The sequence below is a fragment of the Methylobacter sp. sgz302048 genome, from assembly GCF_052162025.1.
Lineage (GTDB): Bacteria > Pseudomonadota > Gammaproteobacteria > Methylococcales > Methylomonadaceae > Methylobacter.
This window is the reverse complement of record NZ_CP197401.1, coordinates 4,503,949-4,522,643: the sequence shown is the minus strand read 5'-3', so window position 1 is coordinate 4,522,643 and position 18,695 is coordinate 4,503,949. Positions and strand designations below refer to the sequence as shown.

Annotated in this window: 17 protein-coding genes and 1 pseudogene; 5 read left to right on the top strand and 13 right to left on the bottom strand. The window is 52.2% G+C overall.

From position 1 onward, the window contains the following. Positions 1–270: 270 nt before the first annotated feature. From ACTNE6_RS20275 to ACTNE6_RS20260, 4 genes are all read left to right on the top strand, one after another. Positions 271–939, top strand: coding sequence for a hypothetical protein (locus tag ACTNE6_RS20275; protein WP_442498101.1), 669 nt, complete (start codon positions 271–273; stop codon positions 937–939). 759 nt (positions 940–1,698) lie between these two features. After that, positions 1,699–2,277, top strand: a complete 579-nt coding sequence (locus ACTNE6_RS20270) for a hypothetical protein (protein WP_442498100.1) — start codon at positions 1,699–1,701, stop codon at positions 2,275–2,277. Further along, positions 2,270–3,757 carry a M64 family metallopeptidase gene (locus ACTNE6_RS20265; protein WP_442498099.1) on the top strand — a complete coding sequence of 496 codons (1,488 nt, stop codon included), beginning with the start codon at positions 2,270–2,272 and terminating at the stop codon, positions 3,755–3,757. Before ACTNE6_RS20270 ends, ACTNE6_RS20265 begins: the two co-directional genes overlap by 8 nt. Before the next feature lie 468 nt (positions 3,758–4,225). Next, positions 4,226–4,783 (top strand): DUF1353 domain-containing protein, encoded by a 558-nt coding sequence (locus tag ACTNE6_RS20260; RefSeq protein WP_194969012.1) that lies wholly within the window; start codon positions 4,226–4,228, stop codon positions 4,781–4,783. A 54-nt stretch (positions 4,784–4,837) separates the two neighbouring features. Here ACTNE6_RS20260 and ACTNE6_RS20255 read toward each other — a convergent pair. The 5 genes from ACTNE6_RS20255 to ACTNE6_RS20235 all read right to left on the bottom strand — a co-directional run bounded on the left by ACTNE6_RS20255 (position 4,838) and on the right by ACTNE6_RS20235 (position 8,483). Further along, positions 4,838–5,490, bottom strand: a protein-coding gene (locus tag ACTNE6_RS20255; protein WP_442498098.1) for an IS1 family transposase whose coding sequence is annotated in 2 segments (ribosomal slippage) — positions 4,838–5,166 and positions 5,166–5,490 — 654 coding nt in all. Because the reading frame shifts where the segments join, the coding sequence is not laid out codon by codon here. 390 nt (positions 5,491–5,880) lie between these two features. Beyond that, complete coding sequence (locus ACTNE6_RS20250) at positions 5,881–6,186, bottom strand: zinc ribbon domain-containing protein (RefSeq protein ID WP_194972049.1); 306 nt, start codon at positions 6,184–6,186, stop codon at positions 5,881–5,883. Positions 6,187–6,192: 6 nt separating this feature from the next. After that, the gene (locus tag ACTNE6_RS20245; protein WP_442498097.1) at positions 6,193–7,269 is read right to left on the bottom strand and encodes a hypothetical protein; all 1,077 of its coding nucleotides are present in this window, start codon (positions 7,267–7,269) and stop codon (positions 6,193–6,195) included. A 388-nt stretch (positions 7,270–7,657) separates the two neighbouring features. Then, complete coding sequence (locus ACTNE6_RS20240; protein WP_442498096.1) at positions 7,658–7,957, bottom strand: hypothetical protein; 300 nt, start codon at positions 7,955–7,957, stop codon at positions 7,658–7,660. Between the two features lie 100 nt (positions 7,958–8,057). Continuing rightward, entirely contained in the window at positions 8,058–8,483 is a 426-nt protein-coding gene (locus ACTNE6_RS20235; RefSeq protein WP_442498095.1) for a zinc-ribbon domain-containing protein, read from the bottom strand. Between ACTNE6_RS20235 and ACTNE6_RS20230 the strand changes: the two genes are divergently transcribed. Continuing rightward, on the top strand, positions 8,482–8,805 hold the full coding sequence (locus ACTNE6_RS20230; RefSeq protein ID WP_442499729.1) for a hypothetical protein: 324 nt from the start codon (positions 8,482–8,484) through the stop codon (positions 8,803–8,805). The two genes, ACTNE6_RS20235 and ACTNE6_RS20230, sit on opposite strands and share 2 nt — an antisense overlap. A gap of 216 nt (positions 8,806–9,021) precedes the next feature. Here the strand turns inward: ACTNE6_RS20230 and ACTNE6_RS20225 are convergent. The 8 genes and pseudogenes from ACTNE6_RS20225 to ACTNE6_RS20190 all read right to left on the bottom strand — a co-directional run. After that, a pseudogene (locus ACTNE6_RS20225) lies at positions 9,022–9,303 on the bottom strand (zinc-ribbon domain-containing protein); the annotation flags it as partial. Between the two features lie 11 nt (positions 9,304–9,314). After that, the gene (locus ACTNE6_RS20220) at positions 9,315–10,037 is read right to left on the bottom strand and encodes a DUF4339 domain-containing protein (RefSeq protein WP_442498094.1); all 723 of its coding nucleotides are present in this window, start codon (positions 10,035–10,037) and stop codon (positions 9,315–9,317) included. Between the two features lie 8 nt (positions 10,038–10,045). Beyond that, positions 10,046–14,650, bottom strand: a complete 4,605-nt coding sequence (locus ACTNE6_RS20215; RefSeq protein ID WP_442498093.1) for a hypothetical protein — start codon at positions 14,648–14,650, stop codon at positions 10,046–10,048. Positions 14,651–14,653: 3 nt separating this feature from the next. After that, positions 14,654–15,733, bottom strand: a complete 1,080-nt coding sequence (locus tag ACTNE6_RS20210; RefSeq protein WP_442498092.1) for a hypothetical protein — start codon at positions 15,731–15,733, stop codon at positions 14,654–14,656. Further along, positions 15,730–15,858 (bottom strand): hypothetical protein, encoded by a 129-nt coding sequence (locus ACTNE6_RS20205; RefSeq protein ID WP_442498091.1) that lies wholly within the window; start codon positions 15,856–15,858, stop codon positions 15,730–15,732. The genes ACTNE6_RS20210 and ACTNE6_RS20205 overlap by 4 nt, the downstream gene beginning before the upstream one ends. Positions 15,859–16,479: 621 nt before the next feature. Continuing rightward, positions 16,480–17,109, bottom strand: coding sequence for a carotenoid biosynthesis protein (locus ACTNE6_RS20200; RefSeq protein WP_442498090.1), 630 nt, complete (start codon positions 17,107–17,109; stop codon positions 16,480–16,482). Positions 17,110–17,288: 179 nt separating this feature from the next. After that, entirely contained in the window at positions 17,289–17,429 is a 141-nt protein-coding gene (locus ACTNE6_RS20195; RefSeq protein WP_442498089.1) for a hypothetical protein, read from the bottom strand. A gap of 177 nt (positions 17,430–17,606) precedes the next feature. Further along, positions 17,607–18,368, bottom strand: coding sequence for a class I SAM-dependent methyltransferase (locus ACTNE6_RS20190; RefSeq protein WP_442498088.1), 762 nt, complete (start codon positions 18,366–18,368; stop codon positions 17,607–17,609). Positions 18,369–18,695: the final 327 nt, after the last annotated feature.

The window sequence follows — 18,695 nt, the reverse complement described above, 5'->3', positions numbered from 1 at the left end:
CATAGTCAAATTGCCCACAGGGATGTGGGTGCACACACAATGCCATTCAGTCAAGATGTGTTCCGTTCGCCCTGCTCCTTCGACTACGCTCAGGACTAGAGGCTTTGTCGAAGGGTGAGCGGAACAAGTCGTTAAGCCATTCATGGTTCGACAAGCCTGTCCTGAGCGCAGCCGAAGGGCTCACCACGAACGGTTTAACTTAACGGCATTGGGTACACACAGGGTCTATAGCCGCCGTTAAAAAACAATCCCAATAGTTAGCCCGCTTAAATGCAGATACTTACCCAACAAATAAACTTCAGTTTCAACATGGGGCCATTGTGCTTAATCAACTTGATTCGCCTGGTTGCTTGCATGGCCCTTTTGAATAGCCCAATGGCAATGGCGCATGGTGAGAATAGTACCGTTTACCGTCTGGAAGTGTCGGATGCGCTTACCGCTATTGCCGGCCCTTTTTACGCGGAAGACGCAACTAGTTTCGTAATCGACTTCGACATCGCCAATCAATCACAAATACCCTGGAAACAGCTCAAACTAACGATGGAACGCTGGGATGTGGCGACTGAAAAATACCTGCCGGCGGTCCACGGTGATTTACTGGATCAAACCAAAGCGGCGTTAGTAAATAAAATTGCAATCAATGGACAAACAAAGAGCGCCTGGCGTGAGGTACGCGCCGATAACCTTGATCAAGTAACCGTCATTTTTGATAACTTCAGCGTTGAGCCTGGCGATGAATTCAGTGTGGAAGCGCTGGATATTCATAATTTGGAGACCAGTAACTGGCGCTTAAAGATAGAAGCTGTGGGTGTTTCACCCTCGTCTTCCTCTGATAATCTGACATTTATTTTCTCGGTGGGCGTCACTGCGCTTTTGCTGCTAAGCGGCAGGTTCTGGCTGCGCAGGCAAAAATGGAGGACCTGGACTCGACGTGCTTAACGGCAGCCCGGACTCTAATCCTGTATGAATGGTGAAGCGAACGTCGCTTGTCGCATATAAAAAGCGTCGGTGAACAAGCCGAGGCAGAGATGAAAATTTTTAGGGAGTAATAACAACCCTACCTGACCACGCAAAGCGGGACGCGCCTTTATCGGCGTTCCCGCGTCACGTGAAATCGTTGCCACTGTCCAAAGAAGAGGCCAAAGAGCCTTTTTTCGCCCAGGCAAGTCGTTCGCGATGAATTGATCTGCTTAACCTTGCGCCAGATCCGCACTATGCTTGATGACATACATGAACCGGACCAGCGTCCCGCGCTCGGCGTGGTCCTTGAACCAGCCGTTCTCGGCCATGCGTATATGATCGGGCAGCAGGATCGTGTCGGGATCGCTGTCCTTATTTCTGGCGTTATCTGGAATTTTTTAATCCAGCGTTCATCAAACCCAAAGCTTCCAGATAGATTGCCCGGAAGTTTAAGCATCAATGTTATCCCATTTGGAAAACGAGGACCTAGTGCCCAGTCAATCCTGAGTTGACGAATAAAAGTAAATCCGTTCGTCCTGCCCCTTCGACTACGCTCAGGACTAAAGGCTTTGTCGAAGGATGAGCGGATTTACGCCCAGCCTATTGATCCGACCTATCAATACTGACTGAGTACTGGATAATAACTTATCAGGCTCGTCCTGAATGAGAGGAGGTGATGTTCGATATGCCTTGCATGAAGTCTAACATTGCATTGCCTTTTTATTAAGGAGATGAGCCATGAAAAAAATATGTCATTTGAGGAATGCCGGCGTTTCGGCTGGATGCCTTGCATATCTGTCAGTGCTGGCGCGCTTTTTACAGACGATGATAGTTTCATTTCTAGTGTTGTCAATCGGTCTTGCCGAAGCGGGAGAAACCGAGATGACCCGTGTGATTGAACTCCACTTAAGTTCGACTTCCCCTTCTGTCGCCAAAGATAGTCTTTCAACAGCCCCTCCAGCTGAAAATACAGTAACAATATTATCCCAGAAGCGTACTCAAGGCGCGCTGCCCACACAACGCAACCCGGAGCTTTCCCGGCAGCATCTCGTCGTTGTGGGACTGAATGCAAAGGGTCAAGAGACATCGCGGACTGTCATGCTCGATCCCAGGATAATTCGCGCAGAGACGACTGACTCATCCGGAAAACTCATCTCTCCAGGACTTCTTTATCGGAACGATGTCACTTTTTCGGTCACAGTACCTGATGAGCCTGGCATCATCGGGTTAAAGGTTTATCAGCCACGCTGGACAGGAGCAGAATACGCCTTGGACCTCATAGGCGAAGCCAAGCTTCCGGGAGGGGCCCATGATTAAGCCCATCAGCATGAAACTTTGCTTCAGCCGAATTATCCAGCAATCAGCGATTTTCGGCTTGATAATAGGGTCTCTAGGATTCTCGCCATGGGTACTTGGCGAGCCTGTAACCACCATTCGCAATAACGGCAGTTCTGCAAACAGAGTAGATTTGGTAATTTTGGGTGATGGATATACAAGTGCGGAGTTGGGGAAATACGCCACGGATGCAGAACAGGCTGTGCAGGGCTTTTTTGCACAAGAACCCTTCAAGGAATATCAAAAATATTTCAATGTGCACCGGGTGAACGTGACGAGCGCGGAATCAGGAGCGGATCATCCTGAAAACGCTCCTCCGATCAGCAAAAACACCGCTTTTGACGCGACTTATAACTGTTCGGGTATTGAGCGGCTGATTTGTGTCAATATCTCAAAAGTTCAGACAGTACTCGGCAATAGCGTAGGAGCTAATCAACGGGATATGGTTCTCGTTTTGGTTAACGACACAAAATACGGAGGGTCCGGAGGAAGCATCTCGGTGGCTTCTCTGAATGCTGCGGTTATCGAGCTTGTCTTACACGAGGTTGGCCATAGCTTTGGACTGCTGGCGGATGAGTATGTGACCCAGCCGCCCCCTTGCAACAACACAGTAGAACCATCTGAGGCAAACGCTACCCGGCAAACGAATAGAAATCAGATAAAATGGAACGTCGGGAGTGGTCCTCCCAACGGATGGATAGATCCTGCCACGCCGATTCCTACGACCTCGACCAACCCGGGAGTACCCGGACTCTACCAAGGAGCTAAGTATTGTCCTGCCGGGTTATATCGACCTACCTATAACTCTAAGATGCGATCGCTTGACACTCCATTTGAGCAAATCAATGAGGAGCAGCTCGTTAAACGGGTCTACAACTGGGTTTCTCCACTGGATTCCAGCACCCCGCAGCCTTCCGGCATAACTCTCAATCTTGGAGACAATCAGGCTTTCAAGGTCACCGTACCGACGCCTAATACGCACGCTTTATCAGTTACGTGGTACGTAGATAGATCGCAAGTAGCGACAGGCCTGACATTTACCTTTAATTCCGCAAGATTTGGGGCCGGCCCTCATACCCTCCAAGTCGTTGTGGACGATCCGACGCCTAAGGTAAGGAACGACCCCGCGGATGTGCTAAGGGAGGCGAGGACATGGAACATTACTGTCAATGCATCAGCGTTGAACTGCTTTGGAGTGCGTGCAACTATCGTTGGCACTAATGCCAATAACATCCTGCAAGGGACTCCCGGAAATGATATCATCGCCGGATTGGGCGGCAACGATGTTATTAACGGCAGAGGCGGTAACGATCGTATCTGCGGCGGCGCGGGCAATGATGTGCTCATAGGCCTGGATGGCAACGACTTCCTTGACGGAGGACCCGGAATCGATGTGCTTAACGGCGGCCCAGGCACTGACGTCTGCAATAATGGTGAAGCAATCGCCGCTTGCAGCCCATAAAAAGCGCGGATGAACGAACCGGAAATGGGGTGGGAATCTCTTGGAAATAACAACCATACCTGATCATGTGAAGTGGGATGCGCCTTGATTGGCGCATCCGGCTAACCACGTCGCATAAAATGTAAAGGCTGAATGCGAGCCCTTTTAGCTAAAAAGGCTGATTATTCACCACGAACACAATCCATGTCACACGGTTCGTAAAACAGCTGGCTTTTGCATTCACCGTAATAATAATATTCCGGCTCCTGCATCAAAAATTGGCAAAATCTCAACGCCTATTTGTAGATTGATCGCATTTTTTGATTTTTCTTTCGATTTACTATTGTTGACCTGCTGGTAGGCCTATAATGAAGCCGAGATACACAGCCTCCCCGACTGGCACTCTGGTGTTCGATAAGTACACGGAAAAAATGTTAATCGTGATAGTTTGAGTATTAGAAAGAGAAAAGCAAGAAGAGGAGAATAAAAATGAAGCACGGCAAATTTTCAGGTAATCCAAAAACAGAGTGGCTTACCGATGATAATGGTACTGATAGAGATATGCGCTTGCTGGAGGATTTCTCTTACGCGGATCCTGATGGCAAACTTTGGTTAGCGCCCGAAGGATCGGTAGTAAATGGTGCGAGCATTCCTAGGCCGCTGTGGTCGTCTGTCGGAAGCCCATACACAGATGACTATCGTAGAGCATCTGTAATTCATGATGTTGCATGTGGCACGCCAGGCGTTTCAAGGAAAGAAGCGGACGTTATGTTCTTTCATGCTTGTCAGGCTGGAGGCTGCTCGGAGGCTCAAGCACGGATTTTGTATGCAGGCGTACGTATCGGAGCATGGGCTTCAAGAAGTTTGCCAGATTGGACGATTTCGAGCGAGACGCTTCTATTTAACATGCCTCTCGATGTTCCCACTCTTGAAGAAAAATTTATGCAGGGCAAACTTTCAGATATCGCGGTAGAGATGAAGGAACTTCCTGAAGGAGCATCTGTTGAGCAGCTTGATGAGGCTATTGAGCGTCATCTTCAAATCTAAATATGGACTAAAAAATAAGGCATTGTTAATTAATTATAGTATCCAATTCACCGTTCATTTAAGCATCAAAAGCATGACGGAATATTTCAGCATATCCTTGCTTTTGCTATAGCATTTTGATTTTCGGCGCAGCCGGGCAAGAAAATGCCTGAATAAACTGTTATAACCTTCCACGGTATAGGTTTCAGCTTTTGATTGCGTATGCAGTTCCTTCGGGATACATTGTGCATAAGGACGCCAATAATCAGTCATGACCTGGGTTATTGGCGGGTCTTCAATGGCCGCCCATAGCTTTCGGCCTGTTTCTGTGCCGCGGGAACCCACTTCGCAGTGGAGGAATCGTTTGCCATTTCGATCAACAGCCATCCAGATCCAGCCATAGTTTTTTTGGAGCCAATATAGGTCTGCATTTCATCCATTTCGACGACCTCAACGCCGGCGGTAGAGCGAATGGATTCAATGGACTCGCCGTAGGCCTTGATCCAGTTATAGACCGCCACATGACTGCAGTTCAGGATTCGACCAATAGCACGAAAACCCAAGCCTTCAAGGTAAAGCTGGAGCGCTTGCCGCTTAATGGCTGGATGGAGGCCTCGGTAACTGACGGTATGTCTATAATCACAAACCTTACAGCGGTAACGCTGCCTGCCTTTCGCCATCCCATCTTTAGTACAGCCTTCTGAGCTACATTTGGGGCATCTAACCATGATCACTGACTCGGTAAAAATGGATTAGCTTAACCCATGCCATACTAACTTAACAATACCGGGTCGAGAACTGGCGCACGCACTTTAGGTTCCGGTGGCTTATCCATGACTGAACCCATGGGCGGTGAAGATGAGGAAAGGAGAAATGAACAGAATTTTACGGGTTGGAGTGAATCCGCGAGGTCGAAACCGTAAGTTTCTGTTCAAATGCCCCCGCTGGTCCATTTATTAACGTTATAAGATTTTTTGGGTTAGGGCTTAGACCTCATTACACCTAAATTTGGCAATTATCGCCCAGCCTGACAGAATTTGCGACAGAACCAGTTCCATCTGGCGACTCGACCAACTCCTTGATGGGGTATGGTTCATCGGGAGAAAAAGCAATACTCCTCACCAAGAAAAAATCGTGATAAAAAAGCCGATGGCTAGAATCCCAAAATAGATTAATAGTGCCACCGCTATTAACGTCCAAATCGCGTTGGTAATCTTCTCTCTCGCAGGCTGTGGCGAGGCCGTTGGCAAGGCCTGCCCGCATTCGCCGCAGAAACGTTCGTCCGATTGGCATTTGGCGCCGCAGTTCGGGCAGACTCCCCTATTTGCAGGCAAAGGTGGTGCAGCAATCGCCCGGGGGTGCCCGCAGCTGCCACAAAACTGATCCGCGGGCCCCAGCTCAGCATGACAATTGGCACATTTCATAAGACTTTATCTCCTCGGCGGCCACTTTGGCAGCCTCCATAGGCGCACCGTTTTGTCGCTGCTCCCGGAGAGGGCATATCGGCCATCCGGGGAAAAGGCCACGCTGTTGACGTTCCCGGAATGGCTCTCGAAGCGATGGATTTCATGCCCGCTTTCCGTATCCCACAGGCGTATCGTGTTATCAATGCCCAAATCTCTTAGGAGATCGGCGTCGTAGGCGTCGGTGCCGCTGCCGGAGAGAAAGCTCCGGCCGTCTGGTGAAAAAGCGACGCAAAAAACATTACCCGCATGCCCTTCATAACGACGCAGTTCGTAGCCGCTCTCCACTTGCCAGAGGTAAACGTTGCAATCCAAGGTGCCTGCGAGGGCGCGGCGGCCATCCGGTGAGAACGATACACTTACAACCAGCATCATGAGCCGCTCAGGGCGTTGAAGTTCACTGCCCCTCTCCAAGTCCCACAAGATAACGGCATGGTTACTATAATCGGAATCACAGGCGCCAGATAGGGCATAGCGTCCATCAAGGGAGACTGCGAGACATTCCGCCGGACTCCTGTGGCCCTCGAAACGGCGCAATTCGCGCCCGGTCTCGAGATCCCAGAGACGAATGGAAGTGTCCCCGCTGCCCAACAGGGCATGGCGGCCATCAGGCATGAAGGCCATGCTGGTGACGAGCCCTTGCGCCTCGAGGCCAGTGACGAAGTGGCGGATTTCCCGTCCACTCTCCAGGTCCCACAGATGCATGGTGTAGTCGTAAGAGAGGGCGCGGCGGCCATCGGGCGAGAAGTCTACGGCGGTAATGGCCTCCCCTCCCAGAATGTGGCGGAGGGCGTGCCCACTTTCTATGTCCCAGACGTGAATAACCCCATCCCTGCCGGCAGAGAGCGCACGGTGGCCGTCGGACGAGAAGGCCACCTTGATGACCTCTTCCCGGTGCCCCTCGAACCGGCAGATTTCGCCGATGGAATCAGCGGATTGCAGCCTCGGTGTCGCGGTGGTGGCAGCAGCCCCCTGCTCAAATCCGCATTCACCACAGAAACGATCGCCGGCATCTACTTCAGCAAGACAGTTTTTGCATTTCATTAAGCCACCTCAGAATCCACGTAATTGCCCATAGGACCATCGCCTGCAACGAATCTGCAAGCGTCATTTTCACCCTTGTCTCTCTTTCCCCCCGCCTACCACTTCTTGCGCGAATTAATCGTTCCAGACGGGTTATAGATCACACATATGCAGGTGGACAGCTTGAGAGCGCCGGACATATACCGCCAACCGATCACCTGGGGTAGGTGGCAAACGCGGCGGATCTCGCCGCTTGTTATCTTGCGGCCAATGATGACTTCGCAACCCTCGTGGCTCTCCGAGGGCATAACGGCCTTGAGGTTCTTTTTCGGTGTCAGATGGACAAACATCACCATCGCCGTCCTTCGGCTAACAGCATAAACCTTGTGGCGACGGGATAATACCCAAGTCAATCATCTTCATGCGGCCCCAATGGGTAGGTGTGGAAGATAAAGCAAGACCCTTCCCGTTCAGCCTTCCGGTAACACGCCAACCCCTCTTCCGAATCCGCGTAATCTTCCTCGTATATAGCATGATCTTCCTCCTTGGCTTCCACCGTCCAGCCAAAACCATCGATACCCTGGCGGGCGATCTCTTCAGCCTCTTCGTGTTTTTCGCTGTTGATCCAACAGTTGACATAGGCACCGCCGTATTGATCGTAAGAATCGTTCCCCGGTTTTGGCTGCGATAGAAATGTGAAAAAGTACATTAGAAATCTCTTGTATTCAGCCGGCGCCGCGTGTGTATGATTAACATGTAAAATCCATGCCTTATCTTTATATAGTGGCTAAGTAATTATGCGTAGGTGCTTACCAATAATAGGGGCCAAATAGCTCCTCCATGAAGCCGATCATTATGATCACTAGCCCGACTAGAAATGCCGTGCCTACGACCAGCAGGACGAAAAGCTCCCCTGGGGAACGCTCTTCCGGCTTCTGCCCCCGGAAAAATTGGTGCCCTACGAAGCCTAACCCCACTAGAAACGCAATGCCCACGATCAGTATTTCGAAAAAAACTCCAAATAAGCCTAACATCCGAAGGAGCCATAACCATCCAAAAACGGCGACGCCTATGAGGGCTTTCAATGCGTAGGGCCAGCGACGGCGCTGCGCCGCCGCTTCCGGGGTTGGGACGGGTGTTTGAGACTGCGATGGGACAGTTGGCAGGGCCTGCCCACACTCGCCGCAAAAGCGTTCGCCAGCGTCTATCTCGGCGTTACACTTCGGACATTTCATGAGATTCTCCTTAATTCTAAAGATGCCAAGTCGTCAGGAGGAAAACAAAAAAGCACAAAATGGTTTATCCATTACAAGGTCCTACGTTTGCCCCGGCTCACTCAAAAAATCCAAAGATCTTGACAGTGACATTGAGATTTCAGGTAATCAACTGACCACATCCCGTACAAAACTTCTTGCCGGCCGCGACGGGTTGATTACAGTTGGGGCAACGCCGTGCCGGCTGGAACAACGTATTACTCTTCACCGGACCCTCTTCCTGCTTCCGAGGTATCGTTTCACTCGTTTTAATGAGGCGCATCAACAGCGCTCCGAGTTGTGAGCCTGACAACGACTTGAATAGACCGGTTCTGCTGGTGAAGTCCGTAGCGACATTGCTGGGAATCGAAAAGGTGTGAATTGCTCCACGCAGTGGAGGAGGTGGCGGCGCCACCAATCCGGAAGGCCAGGGTGGCGGCTGCCACATTTCGGTCACTTGCTCTATAGGAGCGATTGTTTCGGATCTCGGAGGGGGCAGCGATGTCGACGGAACGGTGGCGGCCCCACACGAGGAGCAGAATCGCGCATGCTTTCTTAAAGAGGCGCCACACTGACGGCAGCTTGTCTCCGAGTAAACCGGCTGCGGGGATGGAGGTGATACCGGCGCCCCACAGTTAACACAGAACTTCCGGCCCTCTTTCAATGCGGTCCCGCACTGCGGGCAAGTCCCTTCAGACTGAACAATTGAAGGCGAGGAAAACGAGACCCGCGTCCCGCATTTCCCGCAGAATTTCTTGTTCGCTCGGAGTTGTGCACCACACTTTTCACAAATCAGTGACATCCTGGCTCCCCTCAAACATCCATTGGATGCTCACGATAAGGCTGGCCGCATGCCGAGCATAATCGATCGCCGCGTTTCCCAAGTTGACCGCATCGACCGCAAACCGGCTCTTCGGCAAGCGGCGGCGGAGCGTCTTTAGGATTCGCACCGGGAAGCGGAGGCGGCATGCCGGGGCCGGCGAGCTCAACGAGTTCGGTTTCCGATGCTGGCTTCCAGTCCGTCTGCGGCCGATGCCACACCAGAGTGGTCCAAGGCAGTACGCCTTGTTCCAATAACTTCAGCAACTGGCTCTGCATTATCGGGCCCTGGCTCTGATTTCCTCGGGCATAGAACCACTGCGGTTCTGCTGCCGCCTGGCGCTGAGGCTCAAACAGCTCTTCCGCAACAGTCTCAATGGAGTGAATGATCTCGCCCGTGGTCAGGACTTGGTCATGAGGCCCTTCCCCCTTATCTGACGACGCCTGCTCGTCGGCCAGTTGCTCTTCATTCGTTGCCGGTATGCGAGTAGCCGACGTGCTGCCCAGAAGAGATTGTTCCAGATCGATCCACTCGCGCTCGGAGGCGGCAGCAAGCTCCGCAACAGTGGGCATTGCGGACGGAGGGATTTCGCTGGAGGAGGCTGCTTGCACCTCGGCGTTGATGGCCTGCATCTCGGCTTGCAGCCGGTCCCATTCCGCTTGGAGGGGGCCGAGCTCGTCTTGCCAGTTGATTGAGGATGACGGGTTGATTGGCATTGGATCTCTCATTGTAGAAAATCCTCCGACGAACTGAGTTTGAAGCTTTCTTCAGTCGCGGGCAGGAAAAGCGAGGCGTGGATAGCAGCTTGCAGCATCACCACGTCACGCGGATAGGCGGTGGTGTAGCAGTAGTAGCCGAACAAGCTCGGTATCAGCCGGCCCACGGCGGCCACAGCCGAACCGAGCGATGCGGCTGTTAGCCACGCTCCCGCCGCGATCGCCAGGCCCATGCCGGTCCACCAGGTGAAAACCGCAACCAGCAGGGCAACGAAGCGGAAAACCCAGCTGAAACCGAAGCCGATCCAATCAGCCAGCGTATCCCAGTCCACCGAGGTCCATTTCGGTTTCTGCCGCAACTGGCGAAAAGACTCGGTGAAGCGGGCGTCCTTCTCCTTGGGCGAGGCATCCTCGAACGACTTGAGAAACTGGGCGATGTGATTCTCCAGCCTGTCGACACTTTCGCCGGCAATTTTCAGCGAGTTGTTGGGCATCAAATCCACGGGCGGGGCCTTGAGGGTTTCGATCGAGAGCAGCGCCTTGCAGAGCCGGTGGTAGCAGTCGCGAGCCTCGCCCAATGCGCGCGGGTAGTAGTCTTCGTAGCCGGCGCGTAGAGTTTGGTCCATATACTGTTCCTCCCAGCGCAAATGATCGACGTCACCCTTGCCGCACGCCTTCCATCGATCGAAGAGCTGAAACTCCAGGTAGGGAAACGTGAAGAGTTGTGAGCCGGATGCGGCGTCGGGATTGGCCGAGCCGGTCTTGCTCAAGCACGTGCTGCCCGCAACGTAGGCTTCCGGGCGCAAATAGGTAATGGTGCTGTAGTTGGAGCGCGCAAAATCCACCATAGCCAGGATGGCTTCGAACATCTTCGCACCCAGCAGCGCGACCAAGCGCAGCACGAGGTTGACAGCATACATCAACAGCCAGAACACGAAGCGAATCAAGTCGGGTAGCCGGCTGAGCTGCCTGCAGGCCCATGCCCAGGCGCCCTTGAACATGCTGGCGAACCAGTCCACCACGTCGAGACATCTGTTGATCGCCCAGTCGAGCCAGCCTGCATCCACGCCTTCGGGTTTTTGGGCGGGAGCTCCATCTTCGCCGCTACTGGCCTGAGTTTCATCGAGGAATTGGAAGAAATGCTCCTGGCCTGACTTGACGCCATCGGAAAGGTTCTCGGCCATGAGGTCTTGCTGAGCTTTCCAAACTGTGGTGAGGCCTTCCACGCGGCGTTGTGAATCGAGGCGCACGAAATTGGCGGCATCGTGAAAGTTCTTCATCGCCTGAGTGCTTTTTTGCTGAAGGCGCGAAACTTTCTGAAGCTCGCGTGAAAAATCCACCGCGGGACCGGTTGGAAGGCGCGTGGCCGGAGGTGTGCGGGAAACCCATGTGTCACTGTCACCGAGGGCGCCCAGTTGCCTTAATCCATCGGCCTCAGCGGCTACGGTCTGCAAACCTTGCGATGCTCTCTGGCAACCCGTGGTGTAATCGGCCACCAGCGCCCCGGCCTCGCTGTGGAGCGCTTGCAGTTTCGTCGCGGCCTCACTGGTTATAGCTTCAGGCTGGGGAGCTTTCAGTGCCGTGAAGGCGGATTCCATCTCTCCCTTCACCTTCTCGAGCTTGGCGCCCTTGATGACCTCGCCGACCTCGCTGGTCGTGGAGGCTTCTGGCCGGAGCGTGAGGTTTTCGGCCTGCTTCATCGAGGCAGCAGCTTTCTTGACATGTTGGTACTGGGCCTTGATCGCAGAGACTTCCAGCTCCGCAGTGGTCTTCCTGGCCTGGAGGAGCATCTTCTGCCTCAGCAACGTTTGCAGACTCTCGGGAGAACTAGCCTCGCTGCTGAGGTGCTTGTCGACCAGCAAGCCAGCCCTTGACCACTCCTGCTTGGTGTCGGCCGCCTGACGCATCAATTGGTGAGCCCGCTCTTTGAAGCTCTCTGAAACGGCGCGTTGCTGTTCAGGAGCCAGAGCCCGGAACTCATCAAGCAGGTCGCGGCCTTGGTTGCTTAACGCGACGAGATTGTTGCTGTGCTGCTGGAAATCGCTTACCGCCTGCGAGAACTCTGTTTCGGCGCTGACGATTTTGGATTCGAGGCTGGCGAGGTCGCGCTTGTGCTTGTCCAGAGCACTTGTGAGATCCTTCCACTTGGTTTCGAAAACAGACAAATAATCATTGAGGATGCGCATGAAAACGCCCAGCATCGAGCGCAGCACCGTTGTCTGGATGCTCTCGTGCAGCAGCTTGATTTTTCGAACCTGGCTGAGGTCTATGCCGGTCTTGTCCTTGATCTTGGTGAGGACGCCACCGAAGCGGTGGTTAATGCCTTCCGCCACCTCGTCACAGTAAACAAAGTCGTAGAGAAAGTTGATCGAGTTGTCTATGGTGCGCTTGTAGGCGAGACGGTGGAGTTGGACGGCATCGCCCAGGACTTTCCAGGAGCGGCGCATGGTCGGCAGGTATCCCGCAGCAGCCATTAACGTCAGGAAGGTCGGCCGGCACTGCGCCACCAAGTCGGCTTGGGCACGCGCAGCGAAGAGTTCCACTGCCCGCCGGCGAAACTCCGTTCCCAGCTTGGTAAATTCGGTTAGTGGACCGGGGATGCGCGTGCCCGTGGGAAGCGCGGTAGAGTTGAGGAGCTCGTCATCCATCGTCCCAGTGATGGTGGTAATGTCATTGAGCAGCTTGGCAACGTCACGATGCAGCGGCGTTCTGAGCTTTAACGTCAGCTCGACTGGCTTCGCGTTGAGCTTCATCGCGCGCGGCGAAACAGGGACTTCGATCTTGCGCGGGCGGATAGGCTCCGAGGTGTCCGTGGCGCCGCTGTCAGGGCTAACCGGTTCCATGCGCACGATCTCGGGCGACTGCTGAGAACCGTCCGAGCTTTCACTGCCAACGATGAGCCGGAAATCCTTCAGCTCTTTCTCTTCACTATCCGCCTGGTTTTCGCCGATCGGCACGACAGGCGCAATGATCACGGTGCCGCCGGTCTGAAACAGTTGCTGGTAGGAAGTCTTCTGCGTCTCGTTGAGGACGAGGGGGATAGCCTTGACGTGCTCCGCGTCCGGGACGGCCTCGGGATTGAGGCTGGTTTCGGCAGTAAAGTAAGGAAGTTTGAAGACTTGCAGGTCGAACTTTGGCGCCCATTCGAGTACGAAGCTGGGCGCCTGCTTGTCCTTCGGAGTATCCGCTGAGGGGATTTTGCCCTGATCATCCGGAGCGGCACCTGGCACGGTTCTCGGAGCGCCGGGCCTGGCTTCGATGAGGTCAAACTCGCCGTAATAATACTGGTCATTCTTTGCCGCCAGAAACAGCGAGTTTTCCTGCTTCGGACAGAACAGGAAGGTGATGCGGCCCCGGTCGTCGGTCTGCCACGTGCCGTGCGGCTGATCCTTGTTGTCGCCGCTGCGGACATCTCCGCTGAATTTGGGCTCGCCCGTATCGCTGATAGTCTCGCCTGCCGGCCGCAGACGCCACTCGACTTCCTGATTCCTCATCACGCGGACTTGGCCCGGGCTGGAATCGTCAAAGATCTCCACTTCTACCTCAAATCCTTCTTCCCACGGCCGTTGGCACTCAAGCAATACGGGCAGTTCCTTGGGGTCGGGCCGCAGGACGCGCGCCTTCCATTTTCTCACTCCGAGCATGAGTGGGATTTCGCGCGTGGCCAGTTGCGCGGCGTCGGCAGGGTTGGTGAGCGGCTTCTCATCCCTGCGATGGCGCACGATGCTGTGTTCGGGCCAGGCGAGGACGCGGATCGTCGTCTCGATGGGCAGTTCCTTCACTAGGCTGTCATTCCCTTCGCGGTTCTGGGTCCACCAGATGGTGGTGATTTGCTGTTGGTTTTCCGAGGGACCCAGCTCCCATGGGATCTTTTCCGGCGCGAGCACACCGAACGTCACCCGGGGTTCTTCCGGCGCCAGGTAGTAGGTGAAGTCTGATTCGGCCCGCAGGTAGCCGCTCTCCTGCCGCTTTTCGAGCCACAGTTCGAGCTCGAAGCCCTGGCTGTTCGTTCCGTCCACCGGAACTTCGATGGGAGTGTTTTCCTCCGCTGCCCCTTTCTCTATGTTGCCATGCTTGTCGCGGACAAGCGGAGTCCACTGCCAGCGAATGCTGTTGAGGTTAATGGTGACGATACCGCGGCGTTTGAACAGTTGCTTGGGATGGGGCTCGGCTTTTGCCGTCAGCAGAATCGGATGTTCCTGTTCTGCTTCCGCCGTCAGCAGGATCGGATGCTCCTGCTTCGCAGCAAACTCCACGGAGCCCCAAAACGCGAGGATGCGCTCGATATCGAGCTCCATGCGGAATTCAATCTTACCATCACGATACGCTTCTGTTCCCGGACGGATGTGGACAACGCAAGGCTCCATGCCCGCCGCCTTTGCAGGGTCGCTCGCCCACAAAGTGGATAAAGTGCTCGGCGCGTGGTCGGCCAGAAGCTTTCCCGACTCATCTTCGGGAGCGCTCACATCCAACTTCAGCGTATCACGCTTGATATTGCGGTTTGTGATCTCTACTCGAATGAGACGGCTATCCAGTGCCTCGGAGCGGTGGGCTGCTTCCTTGCGCTCCGCGTCAAAGTTTAGTTCAATCCGGATGGGGGGAAGTTTGGCCATAGGTCACCCTAGAATCGAAACCTTCAATTGCGGCTCATCTTCGAGCCGGATCGTCACAGGTCCGCTGATTCGCTTCGTCTCAATAACTGCTGAAACCGTTACTTTCGCTTCACCCTCGGCGAGTTGGGCGTCTTCCGACGGCGGCCAGGCGCGAACCGGCACGGCCTTGAATCCGTTGGTGCTCTGCGGCGCACCCAGGAGCAACCACTTGGAATCGGTGCCTTCGGCGGTAAAGGCCAGGCCCGAGGTCAGGGCCTCGGTGTTGACTTCCGGCTTGTTGCATCGAACCTGCGCGTAAACCCACAGAAGATCCTCGCCATCAGTAGTGAGGCTTGTCCTGTCATCCTGCGTGCGGATGTCCAATTCGTATTCCTTCGGTTCCTCCTCCCGTTTTTTACGACCCTTTCGGGCCAGCTTGTACAGGACCCATCCGATGCCCGGTATCAGTATCCATGGCACCCACGAGCCTCCGGCTGATGGGTCCCGCACGTGGACGATGGGACCGCCCTCGCGGTTGAGCCGTACTTGGTGGTTTAACTGACCTGATGCGAGCGTGCCTCCCCACTGTCGCTGTATGCCGGTAAGAATGTTGGGATTGTCCTTGTCCCAAGTCAGCTCCCAGGAATAATTTTCTGGAGTACAACCCGGCACCGAACAAAGCTTGAAGGACAAGCTGAGCTTTAAGGTGGTGCCGTCGAAGCTTGCCGCTTGAATAGGTATTGTGCCATCACTGTTTATGTTGGCGTCGGGAGCATCATCCGGTTTCGGTCTCAACCAGCTAGAGAACGCCCCGTAAAAGTGGCCTGTAACTTCCCCTTGCGCTTCGTTGAGCGTCAGCCTGGATCCTCCCGGTGCCGGTCCACTGCACTGCGACTCACTTACTTCGGTCCAACACTTTCCCGCGTATTCGATTGTCCAGACACCAGTCAAATCGGCGGCGCTGTTTGTTGAGAAGAGGGCGAAGAACAAACCAAAGATAGCAAGAACGACTTTGGTTCTAATGCCTGATTTGCTGACGAAGTGAACGAAGGCACCGAGATTGACAGGAACCTGCGTTTGACGTGCAGACTCCAGGTCTATCATAGCCATGCGCCTTTTTCGATCAGGTGATCTTGCTGCGCTGAATCGACGGAGACAACGGCCGAAACTTCTATCATGGAAAGCGCTGTGAACGCTGACAAGAGAAAAAGCTTTTCAATGATTTTCATTTCAGTTCTCCTGGGCATGATATTGCGCAGGAAGGATATCATTGGCAAAATTAACCGCAGCAATCAAGCTTAACAATTATTACTGTGCTCATAATTTCTCCCTCAACTCTTAATTAGTACTTGAGCTGAAGACATAAACATAACCTGCCATCTCGGAGACTGTCGGATTTAACTTTTCAATAATCACTATTGATTAATGAACAAATTTAAATCCATTTTACGTAAAACTAATAAAAAATTAGATTTTGTATATTGAGGAAGTTCCCGAATTTTTAGGTTCTGTTGCAGCATGATGAATCGCCATGCTGGTAAGCTAGGCGTCCAATGAATTGCATAGTAAGCCCGCATGATTAGCTTCAAAGGTCATCGCATCGAAAAAGGCTCCACAATCCCATCCGCCATGACTTTCCTCCACCGTTTTAAAGAGTGGAAGATTATCGCTTAGAGTGGGAACGATTTTAATGCGTAACCCCTAGGATCTACCCCCGTACAAAATGACATCTTTTGGAAATTGGGTGCCGCTAAAACTGATCATCGTTTAATTCAGAAATTGCAAAATATTACCCCAGACCGATAAACTTTGCGACACAACCCATTTTCGTCATGTTGGACTTTAAACCCCTATTCCCAACCAAAAACAGCAATTAAATGATTGAGAAAGATCGATAATATTGCACTGCTTACAATGAGTGGAACAATGGCTGCAATTGAGCCAATGATTTTTTTGACAAAACCCCATTGCTGTCGTCGTATGACGATAATCCAGGCTAAGGAAGATAAAAACATCAAAACAAACCAACCGACGAAATTAAGTAAAGGAATGTCATAATAAATTGTTCCTTTAACGAACCAAATCCAGTATCTGGCTGCCACTGCGATCGGGTCGATAAAAAGATCCATCACCACGGCAACTACCCCAGTCAATAGAGGGGCCTGCCATAAAAGATTCTTTTGCGTAATGAGATCAAGTTCTCGGCGGGCTAATATCCCTTCTGACAGGAAAAGACAGCTACCACACATGCTGGTCCAGCCAAACAAAATAAAGGTAAAAACCCAAAGGCGGGATTGGCCCGGATATTCATAGTTATGTATCGCAAAAGCGGAAATATAATCCATGATTGCTGGAAAACCGCCGGAAATGATGAAAAAAGAGATCGCAGCGGCTCCGTCAAAACGCCACCCAATATAACTTACAACGATAACTGCGAAGACGATTGTGGTTATTAAAAGAAGTATAAAATCAGGGAGCATTAGGTCCCTCTCCGGTCCGGACTACATAGAGAGCCAGAACCAGTAATGGCAGCAACACTAACGGGAGTAAATCCCATTTGTTTGCGACTATGCCAATACTAAGCCATGTGATAATGTTGGCGGAATAAAATCCGACGGGAGCCCATCGGCCCAGCCGGGATAGACGTTTCGTTGAATGACTATTTTTCATGACTGACACCTTTTTCAGCCTGAATAGGATTTATGATTTTCAGCACCGTCAGTGGACGGATTTTTGAATTGTGATAACCATGATAGACAGAAAGCTCCTGATAACGCTCTTTTGCTTCTTCGCCTGTCATATCTACAAAGTCTGGTTAGCTGGACTTGCACCGATATAGTAGCGCAGGATACAGATCAGCACTAATCGGCCTATGTCGCTTTTATAGCTTTCGCGCTAGCCATATTGATGAAAAATTAGATATTAATTTGACCACGACCTTTTTATTCATGAAATAGTCGTGAGTGGAAGATCCAGATTATTTCCGCGGGCGAATCTGGAGGAAATCTTGATCACAAGAGAAACGAAATCCTCCGGCTGGGTAAGTGAAGTAGCTTCGTACATAAGCCTCAAGATCATTGCGGGTAGGCGGATTGGGCATCGGAAGCAAATTGAGCATGAACTCAGCAACCGCATAGGCGGAGTCAAAGTCCGACGTGGTAACATGCGCGGGCAAAGTTTCAATCGCTACTTCGTACCGATCTTTGTTCTCATTTTGAAAAGTCTGAGCCAGTTCAGTTAAGTCGAAGCTCTGATCAAAGAAATGCTGCAACATCTGCATACATTCTGAGTTATGGTGCTGGAGAATCACCACCAAAACCCCATCTGGTGATAAAAACGAAGCCAATCGTTCCAGATAAAGCATCCACTCTACACTATCGATGTAATAGAGCACGTGTGAGCAAAGCACAAAGTCTCCAGAGCTCATTATTTTCGCATCCAAAATCCCTTCAGGAAACACTTCAACCTGAGGGCAATGCTGCTTCAGTTCCGTGCGTAGTGACTCATTAGGCTCAAGCGCAATTGTTTGATCGAACGCATCGGTGAACCAAGCAGTTACTTTGCCATTACCCGCACCAGCATCTATGAAAACACGCCGTGACGGCAGCGTTTGCACGAGTTGGTTGAGCCACTGTTGGGCCTGCAACTTCTGGTCAGTGTGATCGAGAAAGATCTGGAATGCGTGGTGGTATTCTTTGGTTTGCGAGTCAAATACATTTATCCGTTGTGGCATGCTCATCTTAGTCCTCTATAAAGCTAGTCTAAATCTAGCTCTCAGGCTACGAATAAATTACCGCATCCTGATAACCATTTTTAATGGCTGCGGCAAAATGCGATATAGCCCTATTTCCCCAACCTTAGATCAACAGTATATGAACAGTATATGTTGAGAGCTTAATACACAATATGTATGAATACCCATAAGCACTGAATCGAAAAATTAGCGGTTTTGTTATTCCAAATCCCATTCACGCTATTTAAACATGTAAACAAATACATAAAGATCACTGATCTCTCACTGACCGGTTTTGGCACATAGTGGTTATTGACTAAGCAATGGAACCTT